The sequence below is a fragment of the Hydrosulfovibrio ferrireducens genome, from assembly GCF_046883345.1.
GTDB lineage: Bacteria > Desulfobacterota > Desulfobulbia > Desulfobulbales > Desulfurivibrionaceae > Thiovibrio > Thiovibrio ferrireducens.
Map to the genome: position 1 here is coordinate 21,434 of NZ_JALKCW010000024.1, position 24,528 is coordinate 45,961.

The 24,528-nt window shown below is 60.4% G+C and carries 23 protein-coding genes; 9 read left to right on the top strand and 14 right to left on the bottom strand.

The window, feature by feature from the left end; genetic code table 11:
* Window positions 1–111: 111 nt before the first annotated feature.
* The 10 genes from MWR57_RS12040 to MWR57_RS12085 all read right to left on the bottom strand — a co-directional run bounded on the left by MWR57_RS12040 (window position 112) and on the right by MWR57_RS12085 (window position 12,563).
* A complete protein-coding gene (locus MWR57_RS12040) occupies window positions 112–795 on the bottom strand; it encodes an alpha/beta hydrolase (protein ID WP_423125068.1) in 684 nt (227 codons plus the stop codon).
* On the bottom strand, window positions 795–1,868 hold the full coding sequence (locus MWR57_RS12045) for a hypothetical protein (protein ID WP_423125069.1): 1,074 nt from the start codon (window positions 1,866–1,868) through the stop codon (window positions 795–797). Before MWR57_RS12045 ends, MWR57_RS12040 begins: the two co-directional genes overlap by 1 nt.
* Window positions 1,865–3,880 carry an efflux RND transporter permease subunit gene (locus MWR57_RS12050; protein ID WP_423125070.1) on the bottom strand — a complete coding sequence of 672 codons (2,016 nt, stop codon included), beginning with the start codon at window positions 3,878–3,880 and terminating at the stop codon, window positions 1,865–1,867. Before MWR57_RS12050 ends, MWR57_RS12045 begins: the two co-directional genes overlap by 4 nt.
* 10 nt (window positions 3,881–3,890) lie before the next feature.
* Window positions 3,891–5,348: an aspartate aminotransferase family protein gene (locus tag MWR57_RS12055; RefSeq protein ID WP_423125071.1), complete on the bottom strand. Its 1,458-nt coding sequence runs from the start codon at window positions 5,346–5,348 to the stop codon at window positions 3,891–3,893.
* A gap of 1 nt (window position 5,349) precedes the next feature.
* A complete protein-coding gene (locus MWR57_RS12060; protein WP_423125072.1) occupies window positions 5,350–5,727 on the bottom strand; it encodes an SCP2 sterol-binding domain-containing protein in 378 nt (125 codons plus the stop codon).
* Window positions 5,724–6,797 carry an SDR family oxidoreductase gene (locus MWR57_RS12065; RefSeq protein WP_423125073.1) on the bottom strand — a complete coding sequence of 358 codons (1,074 nt, stop codon included), beginning with the start codon at window positions 6,795–6,797 and terminating at the stop codon, window positions 5,724–5,726. Before MWR57_RS12065 ends, MWR57_RS12060 begins: the two co-directional genes overlap by 4 nt.
* The gene (locus MWR57_RS12070; protein ID WP_423125074.1) at window positions 6,794–8,008 is read right to left on the bottom strand and encodes a U32 family peptidase; all 1,215 of its coding nucleotides are present in this window, start codon (window positions 8,006–8,008) and stop codon (window positions 6,794–6,796) included. The genes MWR57_RS12065 and MWR57_RS12070 overlap by 4 nt, the downstream gene beginning before the upstream one ends.
* Window positions 8,009–8,112: 104 nt before the next feature.
* Window positions 8,113–9,138, bottom strand: coding sequence for a multiheme c-type cytochrome (locus tag MWR57_RS12075; RefSeq protein ID WP_423125075.1), 1,026 nt, complete (start codon window positions 9,136–9,138; stop codon window positions 8,113–8,115).
* Between the two features lie 147 nt (window positions 9,139–9,285).
* Window positions 9,286–10,632, bottom strand: coding sequence for a sigma-54-dependent transcriptional regulator (locus MWR57_RS12080; protein ID WP_423125076.1), 1,347 nt, complete (start codon window positions 10,630–10,632; stop codon window positions 9,286–9,288).
* A complete protein-coding gene (locus tag MWR57_RS12085) occupies window positions 10,629–12,563 on the bottom strand; it encodes a sensor histidine kinase (protein WP_423125077.1) in 1,935 nt (644 codons plus the stop codon). The genes MWR57_RS12080 and MWR57_RS12085 overlap by 4 nt, the downstream gene beginning before the upstream one ends.
* 207 nt (window positions 12,564–12,770) lie before the next feature.
* On the opposite strand from MWR57_RS12085, the gene MWR57_RS12090 reads away from it, so the two are divergent.
* From MWR57_RS12090 to brnA, 7 genes are all read left to right on the top strand, one after another.
* Window positions 12,771–14,648, top strand: coding sequence for a cytochrome c3 family protein (locus MWR57_RS12090; protein ID WP_423125078.1), 1,878 nt, complete (start codon window positions 12,771–12,773; stop codon window positions 14,646–14,648).
* Window positions 14,649–14,925: 277 nt separating this feature from the next.
* On the top strand, window positions 14,926–16,065 hold the full coding sequence (locus MWR57_RS12095; RefSeq protein WP_423125079.1) for an MlaE family ABC transporter permease: 1,140 nt from the start codon (window positions 14,926–14,928) through the stop codon (window positions 16,063–16,065).
* Window positions 16,066–16,068: 3 nt separating this feature from the next.
* A complete protein-coding gene (locus MWR57_RS12100) occupies window positions 16,069–16,818 on the top strand; it encodes an ABC transporter ATP-binding protein (protein ID WP_423125080.1) in 750 nt (249 codons plus the stop codon).
* Window positions 16,815–17,792 (top strand): MlaD family protein, encoded by a 978-nt coding sequence (locus tag MWR57_RS12105; protein WP_423125081.1) that lies wholly within the window; start codon window positions 16,815–16,817, stop codon window positions 17,790–17,792. The genes MWR57_RS12100 and MWR57_RS12105 overlap by 4 nt, the downstream gene beginning before the upstream one ends.
* The gene (locus MWR57_RS12110; protein ID WP_423125082.1) at window positions 17,789–18,427 is read left to right on the top strand and encodes a PqiC family protein; all 639 of its coding nucleotides are present in this window, start codon (window positions 17,789–17,791) and stop codon (window positions 18,425–18,427) included. Before MWR57_RS12105 ends, MWR57_RS12110 begins: the two co-directional genes overlap by 4 nt.
* Window positions 18,428–18,504: 77 nt before the next feature.
* The gene (locus MWR57_RS12115) at window positions 18,505–18,765 is read left to right on the top strand and encodes a BrnT family toxin (protein ID WP_423125083.1); all 261 of its coding nucleotides are present in this window, start codon (window positions 18,505–18,507) and stop codon (window positions 18,763–18,765) included.
* Window positions 18,755–18,982, top strand: a complete 228-nt coding sequence (brnA, locus tag MWR57_RS12120) for a type II toxin-antitoxin system BrnA family antitoxin (protein ID WP_423125084.1) — start codon at window positions 18,755–18,757, stop codon at window positions 18,980–18,982. Before MWR57_RS12115 ends, brnA begins: the two co-directional genes overlap by 11 nt.
* Window positions 18,983–19,082: 100 nt before the next feature.
* Here brnA and MWR57_RS12125 read toward each other — a convergent pair whose 3' ends face one another.
* The gene (locus MWR57_RS12125) at window positions 19,083–20,423 is read right to left on the bottom strand and encodes a DUF6178 family protein (protein WP_423125085.1); all 1,341 of its coding nucleotides are present in this window, start codon (window positions 20,421–20,423) and stop codon (window positions 19,083–19,085) included.
* Between the two features lie 426 nt (window positions 20,424–20,849).
* On the opposite strand from MWR57_RS12125, the gene MWR57_RS12130 reads away from it, so the two are divergent.
* A complete protein-coding gene (locus tag MWR57_RS12130) occupies window positions 20,850–21,725 on the top strand; it encodes a YihY/virulence factor BrkB family protein (protein WP_423125086.1) in 876 nt (291 codons plus the stop codon).
* Window positions 21,726–22,032: 307 nt separating this feature from the next.
* Complete coding sequence (locus tag MWR57_RS14455; protein ID WP_479723973.1) at window positions 22,033–22,263, top strand: MliC family protein; 231 nt, start codon at window positions 22,033–22,035, stop codon at window positions 22,261–22,263.
* A gap of 76 nt (window positions 22,264–22,339) precedes the next feature.
* On the opposite strand, the gene MWR57_RS12140 is transcribed toward MWR57_RS14455, so the two are convergent.
* From MWR57_RS12140 to MWR57_RS12150, 3 genes are all read right to left on the bottom strand, one after another.
* A complete protein-coding gene (locus MWR57_RS12140) occupies window positions 22,340–22,582 on the bottom strand; it encodes a DUF6868 family protein (protein ID WP_423125088.1) in 243 nt (80 codons plus the stop codon).
* 94 nt (window positions 22,583–22,676) lie between these two features.
* Entirely contained in the window at window positions 22,677–24,044 is a 1,368-nt protein-coding gene (locus MWR57_RS12145) for a radical SAM protein (protein ID WP_423125089.1), read from the bottom strand.
* Window positions 24,045–24,151: 107 nt separating this feature from the next.
* Window positions 24,152–24,469, bottom strand: a complete 318-nt coding sequence (locus MWR57_RS12150; protein WP_423125090.1) for a hypothetical protein — start codon at window positions 24,467–24,469, stop codon at window positions 24,152–24,154.
* Between the last annotated feature and the right edge of the window lie 59 nt (window positions 24,470–24,528).

A 24,528-nucleotide genomic window follows, 5' to 3' on the forward strand; every position in this document is an offset into this window, starting at 1 on the left:
CCCTGTGCTCCTCGATGCTGCCGGGAGTTTGCAAACTCGGCTGCGCCTCAAACAGTGCAAACTCCTTTTTCGGCAGCCTCTCCGGTGCTCGGCGGCGTGACAATGGGATTGTTATTTCAGGGAAAGGCCGGAACCGGCAATAAATCCGCCGACAGCCCGGGCCACCTCCTCTTCCCTCCCCAGGAAAAAATGATCCGTCTCCTCAAGGATAATCCGCTGACAGGTGGGAGGCAGGATCAGATCGGCCCGTTCTTTGAGGAGGAGATCCTCCGCCGCGGTGATCAGCAGGCCGGGGAGGGAAAGGGCGGAGAGTCGGGTAAAGTCGCGTTCCGCAAGGGGCGGGGCGATGGCCGTAAAGCTGATGGGCCCTTCGGCTCGTTCGCTGATGAGATTGAGGGCGATGAAGGCGCCGAAAGAGTAGCCCACCAGGTGAACCCGCTGGAAATACCGGCGGCAAAAGGCCAGGACCGCCCGAGTGTCGCTGATCACCGAAGAAAATGCGCCTTCCTGGTCGAGGCGGTGCCAGTATTCAAAAAGCGGCAGGTCCGGCTCCGGCTTGAAGCTCTTGCCCACCCCCCGGTAGTTGAAGAGCAGAACCGGCAGACCCAGCCCGGCGCAGCGGGCGGCCACGGCCTGGACCACGTTGTTCTCCATGTTGCCGGCCAGCAGGGGGTGGGGCGGGCAAAGCAGCACGCCTTCCCCTCCGGGCTCGCCCTCGGTGTACCAGAGATTTCCCTCAAGCACGCCTTCCGGGCCTGGGATGGAAACCTCCAATCGATGATACTCCGGAGCCATCAGTAGACCCCCTCGCTTTTGCTGGAGATCAGCGGGCGGATCGGCTCCACCGCCGTGACAACGCATTGGTCTCCTTCGCCTGTTGGCGCGGCGTAGCAGGCGGTGTCGCGCTCCACCATGTTCAGCAAAAGAAAGGATGGGTCTAAGCGATGGGCCACTACCCGTCCGCGTTGCCCCGGTTTCAGGGTGGCGGCAAGATCGGGGGCGCCGGGTTTGCTGTCTTCCTGGAAAGCAATGAGCTGGAGCCACAGGGCCGGATCGTCGACCATGTAAGTGGAAGACTCGTTGGGCAGCGGGAGAGCATGCTCGAACAGCACCCCCACCAGGGAATTGCCGTAGCCCGGCAGCACTACGGCCTGGGGAAAGAGTTGGTGGCGGATGGTCTCGGAATCGGCCACGGTCAGGGCCATGCCGGCCAAGTGGATGCCCCGGATGCGTTCTCGTTGCGCATCGTTCATCCTGTCGGCCAGGGCCAGGAGCAGGGGCGGGGTGATGAGCAGTACCTCGATGTTCTGGGTGCGGATCACATTCATGGCCTGGTCGAGCACATGGTCGAGGTAGAGGGTGAACCCCAACGAGCCCGTGGCCTGACGTTTGATCCAGCGCACGTCGCAATCCACGGCAAAGGGTTCCAGGCTGCCGAGGCTCCGGGCCATGGCCCTGGCGCTCTGGCCGATGATGTGGGGCCCGGATGGCCCGACAAAGAGCCAGTTGCAGCCTCGTGGGAAATCACGGGCGGTTGCGGCCCGTTTCCACGAATCGACAAAGGCGGCGGAAAATTCGTCTGGCCGGTACACCCTGCGGATCGGCGTGCCGGTGGTGCCGCCGCTCTCGGCCAGGATCATGCTTGGCAATTCGTTATGGAACCGGTTGGGGATGAAATCCAGCAGAGGCCGGGTGCGCAAGGCCTCCGTATCCATGGGCCCGAAGAGATGGAAGGATTCGCAGCCGGTGATCTCCTTTCTCGCCTCAAGGCCGAGCTTTTTTTCCTGTTCCAGCCAAAAGGCAGAGCCGGTGCGCGGATCGAAATGGATGGCGATGATCTCCTCGATCAGGGAGGAGGCAATGGTCATGGTTTTTCTCCTGAGGCGGTCCGGAAGGAGAGGAGCAGAACCGGCAGCAGCACCAGATCGCAGAGGACCGCGAAGAGCAGGGCCAGGCTGATCAACAGGCCGAAATCCCTAAGCGGGATGAAGGGCGAGATGAGAAAGGCCAGGAACCCCGCCCCTGCCACCACCGAGGTGGTGATCATGGCCGGGCCTACCTGGGCCAGGACCGCGCTCAGGCGGGAGAGGGAATCGGTGGTTTTCTGTTTGCCCTGCCAGGCGTGCAGGAAATGGATGGTGTCGTCCACCACGATGCCGTACACCACGCTGGCCACGGTGACCGTGGCCACGCTGAGCGGGATACCGCCGAGCCCCATGGCCCCGAGGATGAAAACCACCGGCACCAGATTGGGGATGACGGCAAACACCGCCAACCGTGCGGAACGCAGGGCCAGGGCCATGATCAGGGAGATGGCGACAAAGGCGGAGGAAAAGCTGGCCAAGAGGGTGGTGAACAGGGCGCGCTGCCCCCGGGTGTAGAGGGGCACCGTGCCGGTGACATAAGGGACTTGTCTGGGGCCGAGCAGGGTTTGCAGCTCCGCTTCGATCTCCTCCACCAGGGCCATGGTCTTTTCCGAGGCCAGGGTGCGGGTCAGGATGGTGATGCGGGTTGGGGCCTTAATTCCCATGCCGGGCAGGAGCGGGGCGTCGAGGGGGGCGCCGCTTGCGGTGGCCATGGGCAGGACAAGGGTGCCGGTGTCGTCGAGGGAGAAGAGGAAATGGGTGATCTCCGGGTGGCGCTCGGCCAGGCGGAGCATACCCTGCTGGATGGCCCGGTTGTCAACGGGTGAGGTATCCAGGTCGATTTCCAGCGGGGTGAGGCCGATGCCCGCCTGTTCGATGGCCCGGTAATCAAGGCTGATGGGGGATTGCGGTTTGAAAAAGGCCAGGATGAAGGAGCCGCGTTCCAGGCGGTTGATGCCCAGGGCCGAGAGAAGGAGCAGACCGCCAAGTCCCGCCAGGACAAGGGCTTTATGGCTGGCCAGCATTCGGGCCCAGCGGCTCCAGAACAGGCGGGGCGCGGATTTTTCGGCTGGCTGCGAGAGGCCTGCCGCACTTCCTGCGAAAGCCGGGACCAAGAGCAGGGGCACGACCACGGCAAGCAAGGCGCCGCAGCCGCCCCAGAGTCCCAATTTTCGCACCGGTTCGTAGCTGCTGACCAGGAGGGAGAGAAAGCCCATCATGTCGGTGAAGGCGGAGAGCAGGCAGGGGACTGCCACCGCCGCGTAGAGGGCCATGGGCTCCTGCCCGGGCTCTTTTTTTAAAAAGTGGATGGCGTGGGCAATGCCCATGATCATGGTAAAGGGCGGCAGGGAGAGGAGCACCATGTTCAGCGGTTCGCGGCTCAGGGCGAGCAGGCCGGTGAGAAACAGGGCCGGCAGCAGGCCGCAGGCCAGGGTCAGCAGGGTGTGGCGCGGGCTGCGGAGCGAGAGATAGACGCCGATGGCGAGGATGGCGACGACTAGGGGAAAGAGGCTCCGGCTGGTGGTGGCGGAAAGGGAGTCCAGGGCGTCGGTCAGGTACCAGACCCCGCCCAGGTGCAGGGGCTGGGCGGGCAGCTCGCTGGCGGCCAGCTCTTTGGTCTCGCGGATGATGGCGGAGAGTTGGGCAGGGGTTGCGCCCGGACGGGGGCTCAGCAGCAGGAGCTGGCCCTGGCTCTGCTCCCCGCCCAGGGCATAGAGGCTCGCCCGGTCGAGGCCGGCCATGCCCCTCGCCTTGGTCAGCACCCGCCGGGCCGCTTCCGGGGAGGCCTGGGGCAGATAGGCAATGAGCGGATTTTCCAGGTGGTGCCGGTCGGCGAATTCCTGAAAGTGCAGCCAATGCGGGTCGTTTTCGGTCTGCCAGACCCCGATGGAGTTGTCCACCGTGGAGCGGGCCGCTGCCAGGCCGAGCAGCAGGGTGACTCCGGCCAGGAGCAGGAGAACGCCGATGCGGTTATTCCGCAGGGCCTGGCCGATGTCGAAAAACAGGCGCTCCATCCCGTACCTCCTAGCGTCCGCCGGTGAGCTTGGCCACCCAGGGGGCCACGAATTTGATGCCGGCAAAGCTCATGGCGTGCTCCACCCGTTTTTTCACCAGCTCCTTGGGCCCATCCTTGAGCACTGCTTCCAGGGAGGCGACGAAGTAATCAAGGTCCGACTCCTCGATGACCAGCGGCGGGTAGACCCGGAGTACGGCCCGGTTGTTGAGCATCAGGGTGCCCAGGATCCCGTGTTTGTGCAGCAGGGCCGAGGCCACCATGCCGGGCAGGTGTTCGCGCAGCACGTTCTTGAGGCCGGGGATGGCCAGGGGCAGGTAGCTTACCTCGTCGATGATGGCTTCCTGGAACTCGATGCCCAGCATCAGTCCGCGCCCCCGCACCTCGGCGAGCCACTCAGGATATTTCTCTTTCAGGGCCACAAGCTGGGATTTGAAGCGTTCGCCCAACCGGGCGGCTCGCTGGGCCAATCCTTCTTCCTGGTACACTTCCAGGGCGGCCAGGGCGGCGGCGCAGGCGATGGTGCGGCCGCCGAAGGTGGTGGTCTGCACCAGGCAGTCGTGGGGGTTGTCGTAGGCCTTTTGGTGCACCGGGGTGCGGGAGATGGTGGCGCCGATGGAGGCGAGCCCCCCGCCCAGGGATTTGGCCAGGGCCAGGATGTCCGGCACCACCCCTTCCGCCTCGCAGGCGAGAAAGGTGCCGGTGCGGCAGAGGCCGGTCTGGATCTCATCGAGGATGAACAGCACCCCGTAGCGCTCGGTGATCTCGCGGACCCGGCGCAGGTAGCCTGCAGGCGGCACAATCACCCCGGCCTCGCCCTGGATCGGTTCGAGGATCACCCCGGCGATGGCCCCCTCGCCCTCCTGGGGCGCGGTTTTCAGCAGCATTTCAATGGCCTCGGCATCGCCGTAGGGCACGGCGTAGTTCGGGAGTAGCGGAAAATAACGGCGCAGCCGTTCGTTGCCGGTGACCGACAGCGCCCCCAGGGTCTTGCCGTGCAGGGATTCCTTGGTGTAGATAAAGCGTTGCCGCTTGCCCTGGAAATAGCGGCTGGCCAGCTTGAGCGCCGCTTCCACCGCCTCGGTGCCGGAGTTGCAGAGATAGACCTGATCGAGATCGCCGGGGCAAAGCAGGCTTAAGTTATGGGCCAGCACCGCCACGTGGCGGGAGAGGAGTTCCTTGGAAAGATCCACCTTTCTGCCGGTCAGCACCTCGATCATGGCCTGTCTGACGCGCGGGTGGTTGTGGCCGAGGTTCAAGGCGCCGTAGGAAGAGACAAAATCGAGAATCCTTTTGCCCTGGGCGTCGATGATCACCGCGCCCTCGGCCTCCTGGGGGTCGATGGCCGTGTATTCTCCCATCTCCAGCAGGGTGACGAGGCCGGGGTTCACATGCTTGCGGAAGAGGGCGACTGCTTCACCGTAAGGGCGTTTGCCCACCTCGCTCAAGGGAATCCAATCCGGGTGCATATCAACCCTCCATTGTTGTTTCAGGATAAGGGTAGCGCTGGAAGAATTCCTCCAGGGCCGTGGCGGTGCGTAACGCCTCGTAAAAATTGCCCGAGATCTTGGTCTTGCCGGTGAAAAAGCTCTTCTGGGGCGAGAGGGTATTTTGTGCCACGGCAAGAAAGGTCTCGCTGTCGAGGCGAAAGCCGAAGGCGCCGGCCTGTACCCCTTGGGTTACCTTGGTGAGGATACCTTTTTCAATGGTCAGCGACCAGCAACCCTGGTCAACGATCTCGATCCAGAAGGTGGCCGACAGGCTCAAAAGATTTTTGATCAGCGGCTGGCCCATAAAGCCCGGCAGGTACTGGTTGAAATAGTGTTGGATCGCCGCTTCGCTCTTCATGCCCTGCTCCGTTGGCTCCGGGCGGCAAGAAAGGCCCGGAAGGCCTGGGTCAGCTCCGCCAGCTTCGGGGTGGGTAGCGTCTCGGCTCCGGCGAGGGTGTCGAGGTTCCGCCGGGTGAAGCGGACGCTCAGATCCAGGTAAGCGGCATAGGGCGTGGTTTTTCTGGCCAGCAGGGCTTCCAGGCTGTTCGCGGGCTGGTGGGCGAACGCCTCCTCTCCGGCGAGGTGGGCAGCGGGCTGACCAAAGGCCTCGTTAAAGGCATCCTCCAGAAGATCGTTGCCCACCGGTTGCGGGGCTACGAGCTGGAAGACCTGTCCGCCGCTCTCCGGTTGCGCGGCCAGACGAACCAAGGCCTCGGCCACCGCATCGTCAAAAACCAGGGGCAGATGCGCTTGGCGATTGCCCTGCACCCGCAAAACCGGCAGCTCGGCAACCCCTTTCGCTTCGGCGGAATCCCGCATCCGGGCCACGGCATCGAGAAAGAGAAAAGGGCCGAAGGTCTTGCCCGAAGCGGCTGAAGGATTGCGCTCCACCACGATTCCCGGCCGATGGATGGTGATGGGCACGGAAGCGGCGGCCATTGCTCCATGCAGAAACGATTCGCCCAGGAATTTGCTCTCCTCATAGCCGTTGCGGAAATGCTGGCCAAGGTCGAGATCACCCTCCCGGAACTCGCCGGCCCAATCGCCGCAGACAAAGGCGGTGCTCACCTGATGCAGGGGTGCCTTGGCTTCCTGCGCCAGGGCCAGGACATGTTTCACCCCCTCCAGGTTCACCGGCAGGTAGCTGGCAGCGGTCCCATCCTTAAAATCGGTGCGGGCGGCCAGATGGAAGACGATCTGCGCCTTGGCGCAGACCTCGGCGTATGTCTCCGGGGCCAGGCCAAGGCGGGGCAGGCTGACATCACCCCAATGCCAGGAGAGCAGCGGGTGGGAGGCAGGATCAAGGCCGGGCAGCATCGGAGGCTTGCGCGACAGGGCGATGACCGGGCGTCCCTGGCCCAGATAGTTGCGCAGTAGCGCCCGGCCGACCAGGCCGCTGGCTCCGGTGACGACAATGTGCTCTTTCATTGGTCCAGCATCTGGTTGTCTGCCTGTTCCTGCCATTGTTTCTGCAGGGCCGCGTCTTCCTCGGGGGTGGAGAGATGGTTGGTCAGCTCGTGTAAATTGCGGCGCATATTGTCGATATAGCGGTCGAGCAGTTCCTGGGAATTCACCGTCAGCACCCGTTTGGCCCAGGCGGAACAATGCTCGCACCCCTTGCAGCCCAGGCGGCATTCCGGCAGCTTTTCGTAGAAGAAATCAAGAAAACCGGTGAGCGCCTCGTTGGGCAGGTGGATTTCCAGAGGCGGCAGCAGGCTGCCGTCTCCATTTTTGCGGAAGCTCTGCCAGTGCGGCCAGCCCAAGAGATCCAGGAGATCGCCCTCGAAACAGCCGGAAAGATAGGCGCGGCTCAGGGAAAGAATCTGTGTTTCCGGCATGCCCCGGCCGGCGAGTTTGAAGAAACGGATGCCCGCCTTTTCCCAGAGCGGCAGATCCTCGGGCCGGATCCACGGGCTTTTCAGAAATTCGCCGGGGCTGGCGAGCTTTTTCAAAAAGCACCAGTTCAGGTAGAAACCGTTGTAGGGAAAGCCAGGCACGCCGCTGCCGGATGGCTTTTGCGAGCCGTGGGCCGCCACGCAGTAATGGTTGTACTTGTAGTGGCACTGGGAGATGCAGACCGGGTTGGCGATCAACTCCAGCGGCACCGGGCTTTCCAGCGAGGCGCGTTTCAGGAAGCGGAAATCGCGGTTGGCCTCCACATCCAGAACGATGCGTTTGGCCCCGGCTTCGAGCCATTGATCGATGCCGCGCATGGCCCCGACATAGCCGATGGTCGAGGTCACCACCTCCAAGGAGGGATAGCGGTCGGCAATGATCCGAGCCATATAGGGCACGGCCACGGTTACCGAACGCACCCCGCAATCGACCAGCAGGGCAAGGAGTTCCTCCAGCTCGGCGCGGCCTTGGCTGGTGTACTCGTAATTGGCGTAGCTCGGCGCGTTGAGCAGATAGTTGAAGCCGATGTCGTTGTCTGCCAGTGTCCGGATATGCGTACGGAACTGGGCCAGGGTCGGGGAGGGCAGGTATTTGGCCGGCCGGGCCGAGTTGAAGGGTCCGTTTTGCAGGGAGCCGTAGACTTCATGCACCCTGCGGTTGCGTGCCGCATATTCCCGGTTGAGTTGGGTCAGGCTTTCGGCGCAGGAGGGGGTAAAGGTGGTGGGGACGGTGAGATTCAGCATGATCAGGCAGGCCTTTGGCGAGATTGTCAGGGAACTGTGTTCCGTGCAACGGTGGCGACGGAAGGCGCATAGTAGGGATTTGGCGGCGGAATGTCAAGACGGATTTATGGTGCGTGGGGCAGGGGGAATTCGTTGGTGGCAAGGGTCATTCCTGCCTGGTTTCCGAGGGGGGCAAGCCGGAGTTCCAAGGTCAGCAGGCTGCCGGTCGGCGGTGCCTGCGCCGGAGCAAGGCGAATGACGATTTGGCGCTGTTCTCCGGTCTGGAGCGGCTCCAGATTTTCTCCGGTCAGGGGGACGAGATTTTTTGCCAGCAGGGTGCGGTCCGGGCTGTAAAGGCACACAAGCAGATGGACCTGGCGGGAACGGAAGGAGCCGGTGGGCAGGGCATGGGACAAGGTGTTGGTGAAGGAGAGTTGCAGGAGATTGAGCGGCGCGGGCTGCCAGCCCGTCACCTCCATGCGCATCGCGCCCTCCAGCCCGGCAAGATGGGCCAGGCCGAAGGTGTGCCTTCGGGTGGGACGGCTCTCTTCAAAGGCGACCAAGGCGTTGGAGAAGAGGTTGCTGCCCTTGGTGGCCGTGCGGACCACTTGGGGCATGTGGCATTCCTGGCAGGTAGGTGTGGCGGGTCGGGCAGCGCGGCTTGCCTGCCAATCGCTGAAGGTCTCCGTGTGGCAGGTCCCGCAGAGGGAGCTGTTGCGGAAGAATTCCGGCTCCACCGAGACCGGATGCGGGGCGAACAACCCTGATTCCGGTTCCGGTCCGATCATTGTTCCCTGGCTCAGATGGCAGGCAACGCAGGAAACTCCATCTTCGCGCTGATAGCTCCGGGGGGCAGGGGGGGTGCCGTTGGTGCGGACCGAATCCGGCACATGGCAGCCAAGACAGGAATCATCGCCCTCTTCGGTTAAGGCAGCCTGGAATCTGGGGTTGACAAAGGCCTGGGCATGGGCCGAATGCTGCCATTCGTCGAATTGTTCGATATGGCATTGGCCGCACTCCGCAGCCTTGGGGCCGTGTGCCGCGCCGAGGGTATTGTCGGCCTCGGTCAGATGGGCGAAGGGGGAGCAGGCGGCAAGGCAGAGCAGGGCTGCAAGACACAGAGCGGCGGGGAAGGTGTTTTTTTCAGGCATGGCGAGCACCGGTTTGAGATGACTGGACAGAGGACGACGCAATCACTATAATGGATCCGCCTTGTATTCTGCAGCAGATTTGTGGGCGCAATCGGGAAGACAATATCCCATCTGCGCCGACTGAGGCGATCTCGCCTTTCGGTCTTGTCATATCCCTTCCTGTTCCCCTTCCAGTCCGTACCGTTTCATCTTGCGCCAGAGCGTGGTTTTGTTGATCCCCAAAAGCCGCGCCGCTTCCAACTTTCTTCCGCGGCAGGAGCGCAGAACCCGCAGGATGTGGTCCCGCTCGGCCTCCTCCATGCGGAGTGGTTCCTCCTCCGTCGATCCCGCCGTGGTTCCCCCCCTTACCAGCAGACTCTGGGGGGTGAGCTGTTCCGAGGTTTCCAGGATCATGGCCCGTTCGATGATGTTCTCCAGTTCGCGGACATTGCCGGGATAGTCATAGCCTTCCAGTAGCCGCCGACCCGCCTCGGATATGCCGCTGACCCGGGGATTGATCTGGCCATAGCGGCGCATGAAATGCTCGACCAGGAGCGGGATATCCTCCGGCCGTTCGCGCAGGGGAGGAATCACCAGAGTGACGACGCTCAGCCGGTAATAGAGATCGTTGCGAAAGGTGCCGCGCCGGATTGCCTCCTCCAGGTTCTGGTTGGTGGCGGCGAGGATGCGGGTATCAATCTCGATGGGCGTGCCGCTGCCGACCCGGGTCACGGTGCGGTCCTGCAGGACACGCAACAGCTTGACCTGGAAAGGGTTGCCGGTGGTGCCGATCTCGTCGAGAAACAGGGTGCCATGGTTGGCCAGTTCAAAGTAGCCCGCCCGTCGAGTCACGGCGCCGGTGAAGGCGCCACGTTCATGGCCGAACAGCTCGCTTTCCAGCACTCCTTCCGCCAGGGCGCCGCAGTTGACCGGAACAAAGGGCTGGTCGCGCCGCAGGGAACAATGGTGGATCATCCGTGCCACCAGTTCCTTGCCGACCCCGGTTTCCCCCTGGATTAAAACGCTGCTGTCGCTGCGCGCGGCCCGGCGGCCCAATTCCAAGACCTCTTTCATGCAGCGGCTGCCGGTGAGCGGGACATGGCGTTCCTGTTCCAGCTCCCGTTCCTGGCGATAGAGGGCCACTGTCTCCTCCAACCGCCGCTCTTTGAGGGCTCGGTTGATCCGTACCAGGACATCGTCCGGGTCAAAGGGTTTGGCGATGTAGTCGTATGCCCCGTTCTTTACCGCCGCCACCGCGCCGTCCAGGGAGGAGTACCCGGTGATGATGAAGACCGGGACCTCGGGGTTGATCTCCTTTACCCTGGCCAGCAGCTCCATTCCGCCCAGGCGCGGCATCTTCAGATCGCTGAGTACGATCTCCGCGCCGTATTGGCGGAAATGGGCCAGGGCCTCCTCGCCGTTGCCAAAGGCAACAACCTGATGGTCCGGCCCCAGCATCCGCGTAAGGATGCGACAAGCCAGCGGATCATCGTCCACCACAATCACTCGGCTCATGCTTCTCTCTCCTCTGTCGCCGGCAGGAAGACCGTGAAGCAGGCGCCCTCGCCGGGTTGCGACTCCACCGTGATGCTTCCGCCCATGGCGTTGATCATGCCGTAGCTCACCGAAAGGCCGAGGCCGGTCCCCTGGCCCACCTCCTTGGTGGTGAAAAACGGGTCGAAAATCCGACCCAGGTGTTCCGCGGCGATGCCGCTGCCGTTGTCCCGGAAATCGATCCGCACCCCACCCTCCTGCTGATGGAGCGTCACGCTTACTTTTCCGCCCGGCGCGGCATCGATTCCGTTCAACAGGATGTTGACAAAGATCTGGCGCAACTGATCGCCGTCGACCAGTAGGGGCGGGAGCAGGCCGGGGTCGTTGCAGATGAGCCCCACCGCTCTCTTTTCGGCCCGTAGCCGGACTAGGGCCATGGCCTCTCCCATGAGGCTTGCCGGATCTTGAGGCGTCGGTCTTGCCTCGGAGCGCCGGGCAAAGCTCAGCAACCCAGTGATGATGTCACTGCACTTCCCGGCCTGATCGACGATGTCGTCCAGATCGCCGGTGAGTCCTTGCCGGTCGCACTCGCCCCGTTCGATCCCCTTCCTGGCCAGGATCGCCAGGGCTTTGATGTTGCCGAGTGGGGTATTCAACTCGTGGGCCAATCCGGCTGCCATCTCCCCGATGGAGGCCAGTTTTTCCGTATCCCGGATGTGTTCCTCCACCCGCAACTGCTCTTCGGCGTTGTGTTGGATGGCATCGGCCATCCGGTTGATTTCCCCGGCCAGAAAACCGATTTCGTCCTGCGATTCTTCCGGTATCCGTTCGGCCGTGTTTTTTTCCATTCTGCGGATGCCCTCCACTACGTCCTGGATCGGGCGGGTGAGGGAGCGGGCGAAAAAGAGGGAGGCCGCCAGGGCGAGGATCAGCACCACCACGGCCCAGAGCGCGGTCCGGCGACCGATGGTGGTCAATGGCCCCAGGAAGAAGTCTCGCCGGGCATTGACCACCACCACCCAGCCTCGGTCAGGCAGTCCGTAGGGTGAATAGTAGGCATGGGCCAGAATATCCTTGGTGCGCGGGTCGCTGGCGATGCCGCGGTCGTGGTTGAGCCAGGCGCTGGTAATTTCGCGGGGATAATCGTCGAAGATAGTGCGGCGGCTGCCGGTCTGGTTGCCGAACTCGCATGTCTCGTCCCGATGGAAGAGATAAATGCCGTTGCGCTGAGGGTCCGCGGGATTGCGTTCGACCAGGAAGGCGCTGCCCTCGGCCTCGGCGATCAGACGGTTGATCAACTGTCCGGTCTGCTCGCCCCAGACGTTGACCACCAGCACCCCGACCCGGACGTTGTCCGGTCCGATCAGCGGCGTGGCAAAACGTACCATGGCCGGGCAGAAAGCCTCCTCTTCCTCGGTCTTGCCCCGTTCCAGATTGGAGATGAGCACGCCATGCCGGGGCAGCCGGAGCGCGGCCTGGAAAAAATCGCGGCCTGCCACCGAATGAACCGCAGGCAGGGCAAAGGGAGGACGGGCCGGGCCGGTGGCAGGCACGAGTTTTCCTTCCTTGATCTTGACCAGGACGTTGCCGGCTGGGTCGATCAGGCGGATCGCCTGGATGGTCGTGTCCAGCTTCTGCCAGCCGAGGAAGGTGCGTTCCAGGCTTTGGAGTGCATCGGCCAGACGGACATGGTCGCCCGAGGTCAGCGCGGTCAGGTAATCGCCCACCTCCGGAGAGGCCGCCATGGTCGTCAAGGTGGCCTGCGAACGGCCCACCATCTCCGCCAGGCTGGTTGCCGACCGCTCTGCCAGTGAACTGACCTGGCGGGAGGCGTTCTGCTGGAGGATGAGAGCGGTGGAGGCGATGATCAGTGCCGAAAAGGCGAGCAGCGACGGAACCGCCACCCCCAGCAGAGTAACTAGCGTCTTGCGGCGTATACCCAGACGTTTCATGACGACCTCACGGTGCATTTTGCACCAATCCGGATGACCAATGCACCCATGTGCGGTGCAAAATGCACCAGATATCACCGTACGCCGCTGAGTGCCGTGGGTCAACCTGTTTTTATTATTAGCTGTTTTTGTCTTGGCACGGTTTGTGTAGTGATATACTGGCTGAAGACGGGCATGTGCGCCCGGGACAGGCAAAAGGAGGACGCCATGAAGAGTGTGATTACGGTTGTGCTGTTGCTGTTAACGGCTGGAACGGCCTGGGGTTTTGACCCCGAGTCGGGCTGTGTTGCCTGTCACGGCAACCAGGGGAAGATGAAGGAGCTGGGGGCGGAGGCGATGTACCTGGACCCGGCCCGGGTGGACCAGGAGGTGAACATGCAGGGCAAGCCTACTTGCGTGGACTGCCATTTGGGCGACCCCAAGGCCCAGGACAAGGAGGCGGCCCACCAGGGGGTCTTGCGTCCATTTTTGGTCGGGGCGGGCAAGAAGCTGAAGGGCGAGGCGCTTTCCCGTGAGGCGGCAGGCGCCCTGCAACCCTTGAAGCCCAAGGGGGAGGGCATGAACAGCATGCTTCCCAAGGGCGATCCGCAAAAACTGGAACAGGCCGGGGTTAAAAAAATCGTCGGCATGGAGTGGCACGACCGTGACCGGGAAACCATGGCCTATGCCCCGCAGGTGGCGGAGAAAACCTGCGGCCGTTGTCATGCCAAGGAGGTCAAGGATTACAACCGCTCGGCCAAGGGGCTGATGAAGCACCAGCGGGCCTACCGCGATTGGAGCGAAAAGCTTCCTGGGCCGCAGAACTGCGGGATGTGGTTCGGTCAGAACGAAGAAGCCCTTAAGAATGGCACCGCCGTGCCCTACAGCCCGGCGCAGAATGCGGCTTCCGACCGGTCCTGCAATATGTGCCACGCCACCTGCAACGACTGCCACTTCAAGCCGGTGGCCAACAAGGGGACGCATGCCTTCGGCAAACCCGATACCCCCAGTTGCTACGGCGGCGGCCGGGCGAGCATTTGCCATGCCGGACCCATGGACCGCCGGCGCGGCGCAGGCTACATGCGGGGTGAGTATGCCTTCCCAGCCAATCTCCCGCAGGGCGCCCACGTCAAGGCCGGACTCCAGTGCCTTGACTGCCACAAGCCGGTCAACCACCAGTTCGGCCACCTCGCCGCCGACGATGCGCGCAAGTCCTGCGCCGAGTGCCACGGCGAGATCGTCAAGGCGGTCAACAGCTCGCCCCACGGCAAGGTGGACTGCACCTCTTGCCACATCACCGTCTCCGGCGCCTACCAGTACACCTTCTGGGGCCAGGGGAACGTCTTCGGGATGGAGACCCCCTACGGCAAGCACAAGGAATACTACGGCACCCGCGACCTGCCCACCATCATCAAAAATGCCTCGGGTCGCTGGATTCCGGTTAAGCCCTACCCCATGGCGGTCATGAACCAGACCAAGGAGCTGAAGCCGACCGGGCTGCTCTTCCGCTCCATTCCCAAACGCAAGATCCCCGGCAACCCGCGGATCGGCGAACCGCTCACCTTCGAGGTGGCGCGCAAGGCCACCGACGTGAACGACGCCTTCATCGTGGTCGGCACCCGTAGCGATCTTCCCTCGGGCAACAAGGCGATCCTCTGGGTTCAGATGGACAAGCTGAGCCACGCCATGGGCAAGCCGCGCGATTGCGGGAGCTGCCACGATTCCCATGCCCAGGTGGGCAAGTCGGAATGGAGCTATTTTGAAGACAAGGATGTGACCAAATCGTTTGCGGGGAGCTACACCATCACCGCCGACAAGAACGGCCTCCGTTTCAGCGATCTGGTCTGGGAGGAGCCCGCCCTGGCCGCCAATCGCAAGGTGGAGGATATTGCTCCCTTTGCGGTGCTCCCCAAGGATGCCTGGGATGTCAAGGGAGTCGATCTCTCCATCCCCTTTAACGACAAGAAGACCGCCAAGGCCCGCACGGAACTGGAACGTTTTCTGGCTGAACTGGATAAGCAGCCGGAGAATCCGAATGCCGGCAAGATCCGGGTGATTGCCTATCACAATCTGGCCATGGCCAGGAAGATGCTGCAAAAGAAATAACCGCCTTTATTGAAAGGGGCGTGGAACAAGCAAGGATGGCCGTCCCCATGGGCGGCCATCCTTTTTTAATTGTGCAGGCGGGCAATTCCTGCCTGGGCCGGGGCGGGATGTCTGATTCCGGTTGACAGCGCCGGGGCGATTCTCCATGATGTTGTTGAGGGTAGGGGTTGCACCATGGATTCCCGATGGTTGTGCCGGGAATGGTTCGCGCAGCAGCCCGTAACGAGGTGTCCCCCTGTAGTTCCCGAATCGGGAATGAATACACTGGTCGTGTCCCATGGTCCAGAACAGCGACGAAAAACAATGGCAGCTCGATACGCGCCGCATGGGCGACGATCTGCTGGAGGTGTCGTGCGCCGGCCGCTGGTGCATGGACCAGGATCTGCCCCCGGCCGAGGAAGTCGTGTCCGAGCTGGGAAACACCCTTCGCCTTTCCTTCAACACCGCGCAGCTCTCCGCCTGGGACACCGGGTTTCTCGCCTTTCTCCGAGCCGTGCTCAGGCTCTGCGAAGAACGCGGCGTCGATGTCGACCAGGAGGGATTGCCCAAGGGGGTTCGCCACCTCCTGGCCATGGCCGCCGCCGTTCCCGAACAGAAGGCGGCCAAGCGGGACAGCGATGGGCAGAATCTGTTTTTTCAGGTGGGCGCGGCAACGATCGCCTTTTTTCGCGGTGCTCCCGAGATGCTGCGTTTTCTTGGCGAGATCACCCTTTCCTTCGGCAGGCTGTTCCGCGGGCAGGCCCACTTCCGCTTAAGCGATCTCTGGTGGGAGATCGAGGAGGTCGGCCCTCGGGCCCTGGTCATCGTCTCGGTGATCAGCTTTCTCGTCGGGCTGATCCTTGCCTATCTGGGTGCGGATCAGCTCCGGTTGGTCGGGGCCCAGATCTTCATTGCCGATCTGGTGGCCATCGGCATGGTCCGTGAGATTGGCGCCCTGATGACCGGGATCATCATCGCCGGCCGCACCGGTGCTGCCTTCGCGGCCCAGCTCGGCACCATGCAGGTCAACGAGGAAATCGACGCCTTCAAGACCCTCGGGATCTCGCCGATTGATTTTCTAGTGCTGCCCCGGATGCTGGCCCTGATGCTGATGGTGCCGCTCCTTACCCTGTACGCGGGCTTTGTCGGCATGCTGGCCGGAATGCTGGTTTCGGCTGCCATCTTTGATATCGGCACATTCGAGTACTACATCGAAACCCTGCGGGCCTTGGAGCTGAAGCATTTTCTGGTGGGGCTTTCCAAGGGCAGCGTCTACGGGGCCATGGTCGCCTATGCCGGATGCCTGCGCGGAATGCAGTGCGGCAGAAGCGCTGAGTCCGTGGGCGAGGCGGCAACCTCGGCGGTGGTCACCGGCATCCTGCTGATCACCATCTCGGCCTCGATCATGACCATCATCTTCTACCGGTTGGGGATCTAAGTCATGGATACCGCGCCCCAGATAGAGGTCCGCGACCTGACCATGGCCTATGGCGAGTTTGTCATCCAGCGCGACCTTAATTTCGTGGTCAACAAGGGGGATATCTTTGTCATCATGGGCGGGAGCGGCTGCGGCAAGACGACGGTGATGCGGGCCCTGATCGGGTTGCAACGCCCGGCCAAGGGTGCTGTTTTTTACGGCGGCGAGGATTTTTGGAGTGTCGAGCATGAGGAGCAGGAGCGGCTCAAGCGGCGGCTGGGCATCATGTTCCAGGGCGGCGCTCTGTGGAGTTCCATGACCTTGGGGGAAAACATCGCCTTGCCGCTCAAGGAGTACACCGCGCTTTCGTCGCGTCACCTTGCCGAGATCGTTTCCTTCAAGCTGGCCCTGGTGGGGTTGGCCGGGTTCGAGGAGTTTTACCCCTCTGAGCTGAGCGGCGGCATGAAAAAACGGGCAGGCTTAGCCAGGGCCATGGCCCTGGACCCGGATATCCTGGTGATCGACGAACCCTCTTCCGGTCTTGATCCCCCCACTGCCCGACGCCTCGACGATCTGATCCTCGAACTGCGGGACAGCCTGGAGACGACCATCGTGGTTATATCCCACGATTTGGCCAGCATACTTGCCATCGGCACCAACTCGATTTTTCTGGACGCCGAGACCCACACCATGATCAACACCGGTAAACCCAAGGAGGCGGTCGCCTCCGGAGATCCGAAAGTGCGTCATTTTCTCACCAGGGGGGCGGAATGAGCAAGCAAGCAAACCCAACGCTTATCGGGGCCTTTGTCCTTGGCGCCATCATCCTCGGAGCAGTGACCACCATGCTTCTGGCCGGGGGGCAGTTGTTTCAGGAACGACGCCGGCATGTTCTCTATTTTGAAGGCGCGGCCCAAGGGCTGCAAGTAGGGGCGCCGGTGGTTTTTCTCGGGGTAAAGGTGGGCACGGTCAAGCGCATCCAGCTCGGGTTGGATGCGGAAAACCGCCGTTTCATGGTGCCGGTCATCATCGAGGTCGAAGCCGACATGGTCCAATCCCTCCGTGGTGATCAGGTCGATCTGCAGGACCGCGACATCCTCCGGCAGTTGGTGGAGCAGGGGTTGCGCGCCCAGCTCAAGATGCAGAGCCTGCTCACCGGTCAGCTCTACGTCGATTTGGATTTTCATCCCGACAAACCGGCCCGCTTCATCGGCGGCGACTCGGAGGAGAGCGAAATTCCCACCATTCCGACAACGGTGGAAGAGTTTGCCACCACGCTGGAGGGGTTTCCCATGGAGGAGTTCCTCACCGATCTTGCCGCTATCAGCCAATCGCTTAATGCCCTTCTTTCTTCGGAGGAAACGAAGATGATTCCGGTGCGGTTGGAGGCGACGCTGACGCATCTGCAATCCTTAAGCGCCAAGCTCGACCGCGATGGCGACCCGGTGCTTACCGAGATGCGCGCGGCGCTTGAGGCGACACAGGCGGCGATGGTCAAGATCGGCGAGGTGGCCGAGGCCGGTTCCCCCGTGGTTGCGAGCTTGGGCAAGGCCAGCGAGGAATTGGCCAAGACGGCGCAGGCATTGCAAAAACTGACCGGGGAAGAGTCGCCCACCGTACAGCATCTTGACACGGCGCTCCGGGAAATCAGCCGTGCGGCCCGCGCCCTGCGGCTTTTGGCGGAAACCCTGGAGCAACAGCCCGAGGCTATTGTGCAGGGAAAACGGATTCAAGGGGAAGGAAAATGAAAAATATACCCGGCACATGGAAGGGCGCTCTCCTGATCTTTTTAGCAGGCACCGTGCTGCTGGCGGGCTGCGTCCTTACGACCGCCCCGGTCAGTTATTACCATCTCTCTGCCCTGGACGCCGCTCGCACACCCCCGGTCAGTGCCGAGGCGGGCACAATGGTGCTCGGCATCGGCCCGGTACGGCTGCCGGAATACCTTGACCGGCCTCAGTTGGTCACCCGAATGACGCCCAACCGGCTGCACCTGTCAGACAGCCACCGTTGGGCCGAGCCGCTCGGTGAAAATATCCCCAGGGTGGTGGGGGAAAACCTCTCGGCCCTGCTGGGTACCGACCGTATCCTGCTCCACCCCTGGCCTGTTTCCAGAACCACGGATTACCAGGTTATGGTTCAAGTGCTTCACTTTGAGAACGAAAGCGACGGAGCCGCCCGGCTGGTTGCCCTCTGGTCAATCAAGGGAAAGGACGGCGCAATCGTGCTGCCGGAAAAAAGGAGCAGCCATTCGGCTCCGGCGGCAAGCCGGGATCAGGAAGGACAGGTTGCCGCCCTGAACGCGGCGTTGGGGAGTTTTTGCCGGGAGATTGCCCAGGCACTGATGCCGGAGCTGGGGAAGGGATCTGGGTCAGGGGTGTGAGAGTCCTGGCCGAGCGCGAGGTGGATTACTCCTTTTTTCTGCTGTTTTTTTAGGTATAATTTTGGTATATTTTTTATATGAAATTCGAGTTTGACGAAAAGAAAAGCTCTGTCAACAAAGAGAAGCATGGTCTTGATTTTTTCGAGGCGCAAGCCTTGTGGTATGACCCCGATGTTTTGGAAATTCCGGCCAAAACCACGGATGAACCCCGATTTTTGCTAATCGGCAGAATCGAGGGGAAATATTGGTCGGCAGTCATTACATACCGAAAGGATACAATCCGTATTATCTCTGTGCGCCGGGCCAGAGTCGAGGAGGTTGCACTATATGAAAGCTAAGGATTTTGAAAAAAAGTTTGAGACAGGCGAGGATATCACCGCCCATCTCGACTTGAGTCAGGCGCGCCGTCCGGAGCAGGATTCAAAACGCGTAAACATTGATTTTCCGGTATGGGTGGTTCAAAAGGTTGACAAGGAAGCCAGACGCCTTGGTGTGAGCAGGCAGGCTCTTTTAAAGGTTTGGGTTGCGGAACGCCTCGAGGCGGGGGCGCAATAGGTTCTTTTTTACTCCAAGCAACGCTCTCTGAATGTCTTGGAGTTTCCCTTCGTAGGCGTCACTCCGGTGAAAACCGGGGTCCAGTCTCGCTCCATCCGTTCTATCCGCTGAAGTGTCCAACAAGCCGTTTTAGCCGGACCTGGGCCGCCGCGATCTCGGCGAGCCCGGCAAAGGCCCTAACCGTCTCGGCGTTGCCCGGATCAAAACCGCCGCGCAGGGGCTGACGGCCCATGAGTCCGGCGACAAAGGCGCGTTCCAACCGGTCCGCCGGTTCATCCGACTGTTCGGTGTCCGCCAGATTGTACCAGGCGGCGAAGCCGGGCTCGGCCAAGGCCTGCCGCACCGCTTCCTGCAAGACCATGGTCGCGCCGTAGCCGTGCCGGAACAGATCGGTCATGGGCCAGATCTCCAGCAGCTCGGCTGCCTTGGCCGCAGCCCCTGCCTCGTCGGGCTGGCATGGGGGTTCTGCTTGCGCCAGCAAGGACTCCAACCCCAGGGAGATGGTGTCCCGTACCCGGGTGACAATGGCGGTGATGTGTTCGATATCTTGCGGCTTTTCCCCGTAGGCCATGATCGCGCTGTTGATGGTCCAGACCAGCTCCTGCTGCAGGCGGGAGAGGCTTTTCGGGTCAATAACCAGGGAGAGGGCTTGCTGCAGCAGGGTGGTTTCGAGCAAGGGCGCGGCATACACCGAGGGCAAGCGGGTGACCGCGCTGTCCAGCGGGTCCTGGGGTCTGGGCAAAGGTTGACGGCTGGGTGGTTTGGAAAAAAGCGCGGTCGCCTCGACCGGGGTGGCAAAGCCCAGATCCTCCATGCGGCCGCTGCGAAAGCGCAGGGCTTCCTCCTCGATCTGGGTGGGCAGGTCCACGCGGACCTCGCTCAGCAGCCGGTGCGTTGCGGTGGGGTCGTATTGGTACATGGCATCCAGCAGGGCAAAGGGGTGGACCTTGTATGCCTGGTCGGGATTTTTCAGCTCAAGCAGGTAGAAGCCGTCCGGGGTCATGGCCCGGGCCGTGGTCTCGCGCTCCTCGTCCTCCGGCGGTACTTGATCCGTGTCTGGATCGTACACCGTGACGCTCTGGGTCAGGAAGAGGAGCTGGAGCACATAATCCAGGGAGAGGAAGGTCTGGGCCAGGGTTTCCGCATCGACACCCGCAAAGGGCGCCAGCCATTCCTCAAGATTTTCGGCGGAGAAATCGTAGCGGTTCCAGCAATCCAGATCCAGGCAGGCCTGCATCTGTTCGTGGTCCAGCTCCCGGAGGATGGGCAGGGCTTGATCCATTCCCAACTCCCGGATAATGTAGTATGCCTCCAAGGGTTCCAGGGCCGCGACCTCTTCGGCCAGATCGGTGGCCGCGAGAAGCCGTTCTCCCCGCCGGGTCAGGGCGCGGGCCAGATCGGCGCGGAAGGGGGTGAGTTCGATGATGTTGCTGTCGGTCATGTGTCTGTGTCCGTTGAGGGTAAGCGTAAGGGCCTTGCCGCAGGGGAAGCGTGCATCGCAAGGCTGGATTGAGGATGGGTATCATACCGTAATAACGGCCATCCGGGTATTTTATTTCTGATTGCCAGGCAATCTGGCAGCGAGAGGAATGCGTTTTTTTCTTCTGTTCATTTCTTTGCTTGCCCAAAGAAACGAACCAAAGAAAGGGCACCCGTGTCCCTTGTCCCGCCGAAGGCGGGATGCCCTGTGCTCCTCGATGCTGCCGGGGCTTTGCAAACTCGGCTAACGCCTCAGACAGTGCAAAGCCCTTTTCGGCAGCCTCTCCGGTGCTCGGCGGCGGGCCAATGGGATTTTAACTGCGTAAGAGCATAGGGAAATCTATTAATTTTCCAACGGTTATTCTAGAATGGTCGCACAGGGAGGCGCATGAAAAAAGTTCTGCTCGCATCATTACAGGCCTGGATCGATCATCGCGGCGCCAGCAAGGGCGCGGCCCTGGCCTTTTACGCTCTGTTCTCCATGGCCCCCATCCTGATGCTGGCCATCGCGGTGGCCGGGTATTTCTTCGGTGCCGAAGCGGCCCAGGGCGAAATTATCGCCCAGCTTCCGAGAACGGTGGGCCCCAATGGCACCCGGGCGATTCAGGCGTTTTTGTCCGCGGCCCGGGATCCTGCTTCCGGGCTGCTTGCAAGCATTGCGGCCAGTTTTATTCTGCTGGTCGTCGCCACCAGCGTCTTTGCCGAACTCAAAGAGAGCTTGGATGAAATATGGGGTGCGCCGCCGCCGCAGCATCCCGTTTTTGTGGTTCTCCTGCGCTCCAGATTGCTCGCCTTCGGCTTGGTGATGGTTCTCACCTTTCTACTGCTTGCCTCCCTCCTCGGCGGTGCGGCGCTTGCCGTGCTTGCCAATTTCGTGGGGGGGGTCTGGAGCAGGTCCGCCCCGGTTTTTTCCCTCTTGACCTCGCTCTTTTCCTTCTGCATCACTGCCTCGCTGTTCGCGGTGATCTACAAGATGTTGCCGGAAGCGCCCCCCTCCTGGCGCGATGTCTGGGTCGGCGCGGTGGCCACGGCGGTTTTGTTCGGCCTTGGCAAGTACGCGGTCGGTCTGTATCTGAGCAAGACCGGCGTGGCTTCAAGCTTTGGCGCGGCCGGATCGTTGATCGCCCTGCTGCTTTGGGTCTATTATTCGGCGCAGATTTTTTTTCTGGGCGCGGAGTTTATCCGGCAATATGCCTTGGCTTTTGGGAGTCTCAAGCCCGAGCCCCCTGTTGTCGAGGAAAAGAACGGCGAGGAGAGAGGATGAGGAGTGCTGGGGGTGCGTGTAATGAGGGGAGCATGTCTTCTCGTTTTTGCCGCGCCTTGCCTCTTGTTTCATGAAATCAGTCAGTTAACCATAACTTTCCGGGAAAGGTGTTGTGATGGAACTACGGTTTTTGCCCCTCTTGTTTTTCGTTGTCTTCGTGTTGGGTGGCTGCGCCGGAAGCAAGGCAGGCCTTCTCGGCAGCGACAGGGATGCCCATGGCTGTATCGGTTCGGCGGGGTATACCTGGTGCGAAGCAAAGCAAAAATGCATCCGGGCATGGGAAGAACCGTGTCCCCCAGAGAAGACGATCACGGCCTGCTATGACTGTTCCGGGCTCGGAAAAATCATGGTCGAGTACTACCCCGGCAATGGTGCGTCCATTGTGGCGCAAGGCAAAAAGTACCGCCTGGAGCAGGCTCTTTCCGCCTCCGGCGCCAAATATGAAGGGGAAAACATCATGATCTGGGACAAGGGCGGCAAGGCGCGCCTTGTCTTGGAGGGCAGGGAATATTCCTGCCTGGTGGGCAACTGCGAATAGGTTCGACCATTGGCGGCGGTAGCCCTTTCAGGGCTGAAGAGCGTGAAAACCGGGCTCCGTCGCCATTTCCCGCGCGTCAAGAAATTATACAAAGTGCAAGCCACGGCACAAGGTTGAGCAGGATTATGCCAATCTTGTACATAGCAAGACCCGCATAATGAATAGCGTCAAAGGTCTCAACCGAAAGCTTGAACCAACGGCCATGCAAGGTGTACATCCAGTCATGGGCAAAGATGAAGGCCCCGGACCAGAGGAGTAGAACTGCGTAGTTGAGCCCTGCGCACCAGAGAAGAACGTCTTTGGTCTCGATTATGGTCATAAAACATCTCCATGGCATGCGGCGATTACAGGCAATTTTTTTCTCAAGCCACTCACAAGAAATCGGGCTCCGTTGCCCAGATCTCCATTATTCTTTAATTATTTGCAATAAAGCCATAATTGCCGGATAAATAGACATTTAATTTATGATTTTTGCCAGTTACTTCTTCCAAAGAAGGAGTCGAGACCTCAGATACAATTAGCCGCATTAGTATTTCCTTGGGGATCTGTTCGATGATGCTGAGTGTCACCTCTGTCATTTTTTTAGAGTAACTGCACCATGATGATATAGGGGTCGCTGCATTTCCGTTAATTACCTGATTGTTAAAAAAACATCCGGAAGAGCAAGCAAATCTATTCCAGCAAATTTTACATGAAGAACAATCTGCCTGTGCAATCGGATGCCGTGAATGATCATACCCGTTGTGTACGTCTCCAATCGCAAAGTCGTTCATACCCGTGAAACGGTGGCATGCGTAGAATCGACCGTTAGGTGCCACTGAGGTGATTCTGTCTCCTGCCCCGCATCCGTCTGGTGGCACACCTGCTCCACTAAAGATACGCCTGATCCTGTCGAGAAACTGTGAATGACCAATATAGCCATGTTGGAGCAGAAATTCTAAGACATCCTCCTTAAGTTCCTCAATCTGAGAACAGAGACGTGAAAACCCAACGGTATCCAGATGCAGGAAATCTGGGGCAGTATCGACTGTATGAAACCCCATCCTGAAAAGGTCCCGGTAGACTTGGTACAGTGGGTAGTCAAGATCAATATAGGTTGCACGAGCAGCAGATTGCGTCACTTTTGTGAAGAAATAGGACAGGTTCTGTTTAAGCAGATGAAACGACGGTTTCCCATCACGCAAAGGTCTCTGCCGGTCGTGCAGATCCTTTTCCCCGTCAATACTTACTACAACATCTATTTTATGCTTCACGAAAAAGTTAACCTTTTCTTTGGTGAGGAGTGTCCCATTCGTAACCACATGATGCCGAATCTGTTTTCCCGTAGATTCTGCTTCTTGTGATGCGAAGGCAAATGCCTTGGTAAGTGTCTCCCATGCAAGCAATGGCTCGCCGCCAAAGTAAATCAGATATGCAACTGTATCTGGCGGAACAATCTCTAAAAAACGTTTTATTGCTTTTTGGGCCGTTGGATATGCCATAAGTTCTTCTGGCTCCCCATATGTCCCTGATTGTGCAAAGCAGTAAACACAATGCAAATTGCAGGTGGTGGCTAGATTTAGATACAGAGCATACCGGTATTGTCTCGGAACGTGTCCTGATGTGTATGGGTTTTTGAAGGCAGAAAGATACTCGAGCACATCGAGTCTTCTTCTGACCGATGACGGTGAGCGGTCATTGAGAATGTCAACATCCTCTCGGTTAAGACGATAGGCTTGCCTATCTCCAGGAGAATATACGTAACTGGCTTGTCCTACACTAAAAGCATGGTAGTTCATCATTTTATTCCTGCCGCTTCTTGACGGATGATCTGTCTGCATTAAGCGCGAGAGGTTTTCTTGAGTGCAGAGCCCCTCTCGCTATAGAACCAAAAAAACTTGCTACGATTTCACTTTGCTGTCGGCCAACCATCATCGGTGCCGCAGCCAGCATAGTAGCAGCGAGGCGCAATTTTATCAGCAACCTGCTTTGCCTCTTCGTCAAGGAAAGATTTTACAGTAATGCCGGGAGTGGATTCGTGATACAGGTCTAACATCCCGCGTATAAAGCGGATAGCGATGCCCATTGGAAGAGCAGCACCATCAGGGACAGTTAACATTAACTCGTTGTGGACAAGGCCTTCGTGGAGGGTGTAAAAAGGATTGTGTAAATGGCCATTCCGGGGGTAGAAAAGTTCGCCCCCAACCAAGGAGAGAGATATGGCCATTTCCAAAGAAGTGCTTGACCAACTGATTGCCGATTACAAAAAGCCGGAAGACCTGATCG

What these genes read in the sequence shown, in the direction of transcription:
- MWR57_RS12100 (WP_423125080.1), top strand. Translation starts at nt 16,069, where the DNA reads ATGGATACCGCGCCCCAGATAGAGGTCCGCGACCTGACCATGGCCTAT.
- MWR57_RS12060 (WP_423125072.1), bottom strand. Translation starts at nt 5,727, where the DNA reads ATGAAGAGCGAAGCGGCGATCCAACACTATTTCAACCAGTACCTGCCG.
- MWR57_RS12115 (WP_423125083.1), top strand. Translation starts at nt 18,505, where the DNA reads ATGAAATTCGAGTTTGACGAAAAGAAAAGCTCTGTCAACAAAGAGAAG.
- MWR57_RS12140 (WP_423125088.1), bottom strand. Translation starts at nt 22,582, where the DNA reads ATGACCATAATCGAGACCAAAGACGTTCTTCTCTGGTGCGCAGGGCTC.
- MWR57_RS12150 (WP_423125090.1), bottom strand. Translation starts at nt 24,469, where the DNA reads ATGGCCATATCTCTCTCCTTGGTTGGGGGCGAACTTTTCTACCCCCGG.
- MWR57_RS12055 (WP_423125071.1), bottom strand. Translation starts at nt 5,348, where the DNA reads ATGCACCCGGATTGGATTCCCTTGAGCGAGGTGGGCAAACGCCCTTAC.
- MWR57_RS12105 (WP_423125081.1), top strand. Translation starts at nt 16,815, where the DNA reads ATGAGCAAGCAAGCAAACCCAACGCTTATCGGGGCCTTTGTCCTTGGC.
- brnA (WP_423125084.1), top strand. Translation starts at nt 18,755, where the DNA reads ATGAAAGCTAAGGATTTTGAAAAAAAGTTTGAGACAGGCGAGGATATC.
- MWR57_RS12070 (WP_423125074.1), bottom strand. Translation starts at nt 8,008, where the DNA reads ATGCTGAATCTCACCGTCCCCACCACCTTTACCCCCTCCTGCGCCGAA.
- MWR57_RS12090 (WP_423125078.1), top strand. Translation starts at nt 12,771, where the DNA reads ATGAAGAGTGTGATTACGGTTGTGCTGTTGCTGTTAACGGCTGGAACG.
- MWR57_RS12110 (WP_423125082.1), top strand. Translation starts at nt 17,789, where the DNA reads ATGAAAAATATACCCGGCACATGGAAGGGCGCTCTCCTGATCTTTTTA.
- MWR57_RS12040 (WP_423125068.1), bottom strand. Translation starts at nt 795, where the DNA reads ATGGCTCCGGAGTATCATCGATTGGAGGTTTCCATCCCAGGCCCGGAA.
- MWR57_RS12085 (WP_423125077.1), bottom strand. Translation starts at nt 12,563, where the DNA reads ATGAAACGTCTGGGTATACGCCGCAAGACGCTAGTTACTCTGCTGGGG.
- MWR57_RS12065 (WP_423125073.1), bottom strand. Translation starts at nt 6,797, where the DNA reads ATGAAAGAGCACATTGTCGTCACCGGAGCCAGCGGCCTGGTCGGCCGG.
- MWR57_RS12095 (WP_423125079.1), top strand. Translation starts at nt 14,926, where the DNA reads ATGGTCCAGAACAGCGACGAAAAACAATGGCAGCTCGATACGCGCCGC.
- MWR57_RS12080 (WP_423125076.1), bottom strand. Translation starts at nt 10,632, where the DNA reads ATGAGCCGAGTGATTGTGGTGGACGATGATCCGCTGGCTTGTCGCATC.
- MWR57_RS12050 (WP_423125070.1), bottom strand. Translation starts at nt 3,880, where the DNA reads ATGGAGCGCCTGTTTTTCGACATCGGCCAGGCCCTGCGGAATAACCGC.
- MWR57_RS12145 (WP_423125089.1), bottom strand. Translation starts at nt 24,044, where the DNA reads ATGATGAACTACCATGCTTTTAGTGTAGGACAAGCCAGTTACGTATAT.
- MWR57_RS12075 (WP_423125075.1), bottom strand. Translation starts at nt 9,138, where the DNA reads ATGCCTGAAAAAAACACCTTCCCCGCCGCTCTGTGTCTTGCAGCCCTG.
- MWR57_RS12045 (WP_423125069.1), bottom strand. Translation starts at nt 1,868, where the DNA reads ATGACCATTGCCTCCTCCCTGATCGAGGAGATCATCGCCATCCATTTC.
- MWR57_RS12125 (WP_423125085.1), bottom strand. Translation starts at nt 20,423, where the DNA reads ATGACCGACAGCAACATCATCGAACTCACCCCCTTCCGCGCCGATCTG.
- MWR57_RS12130 (WP_423125086.1), top strand. Translation starts at nt 20,850, where the DNA reads ATGAAAAAAGTTCTGCTCGCATCATTACAGGCCTGGATCGATCATCGC.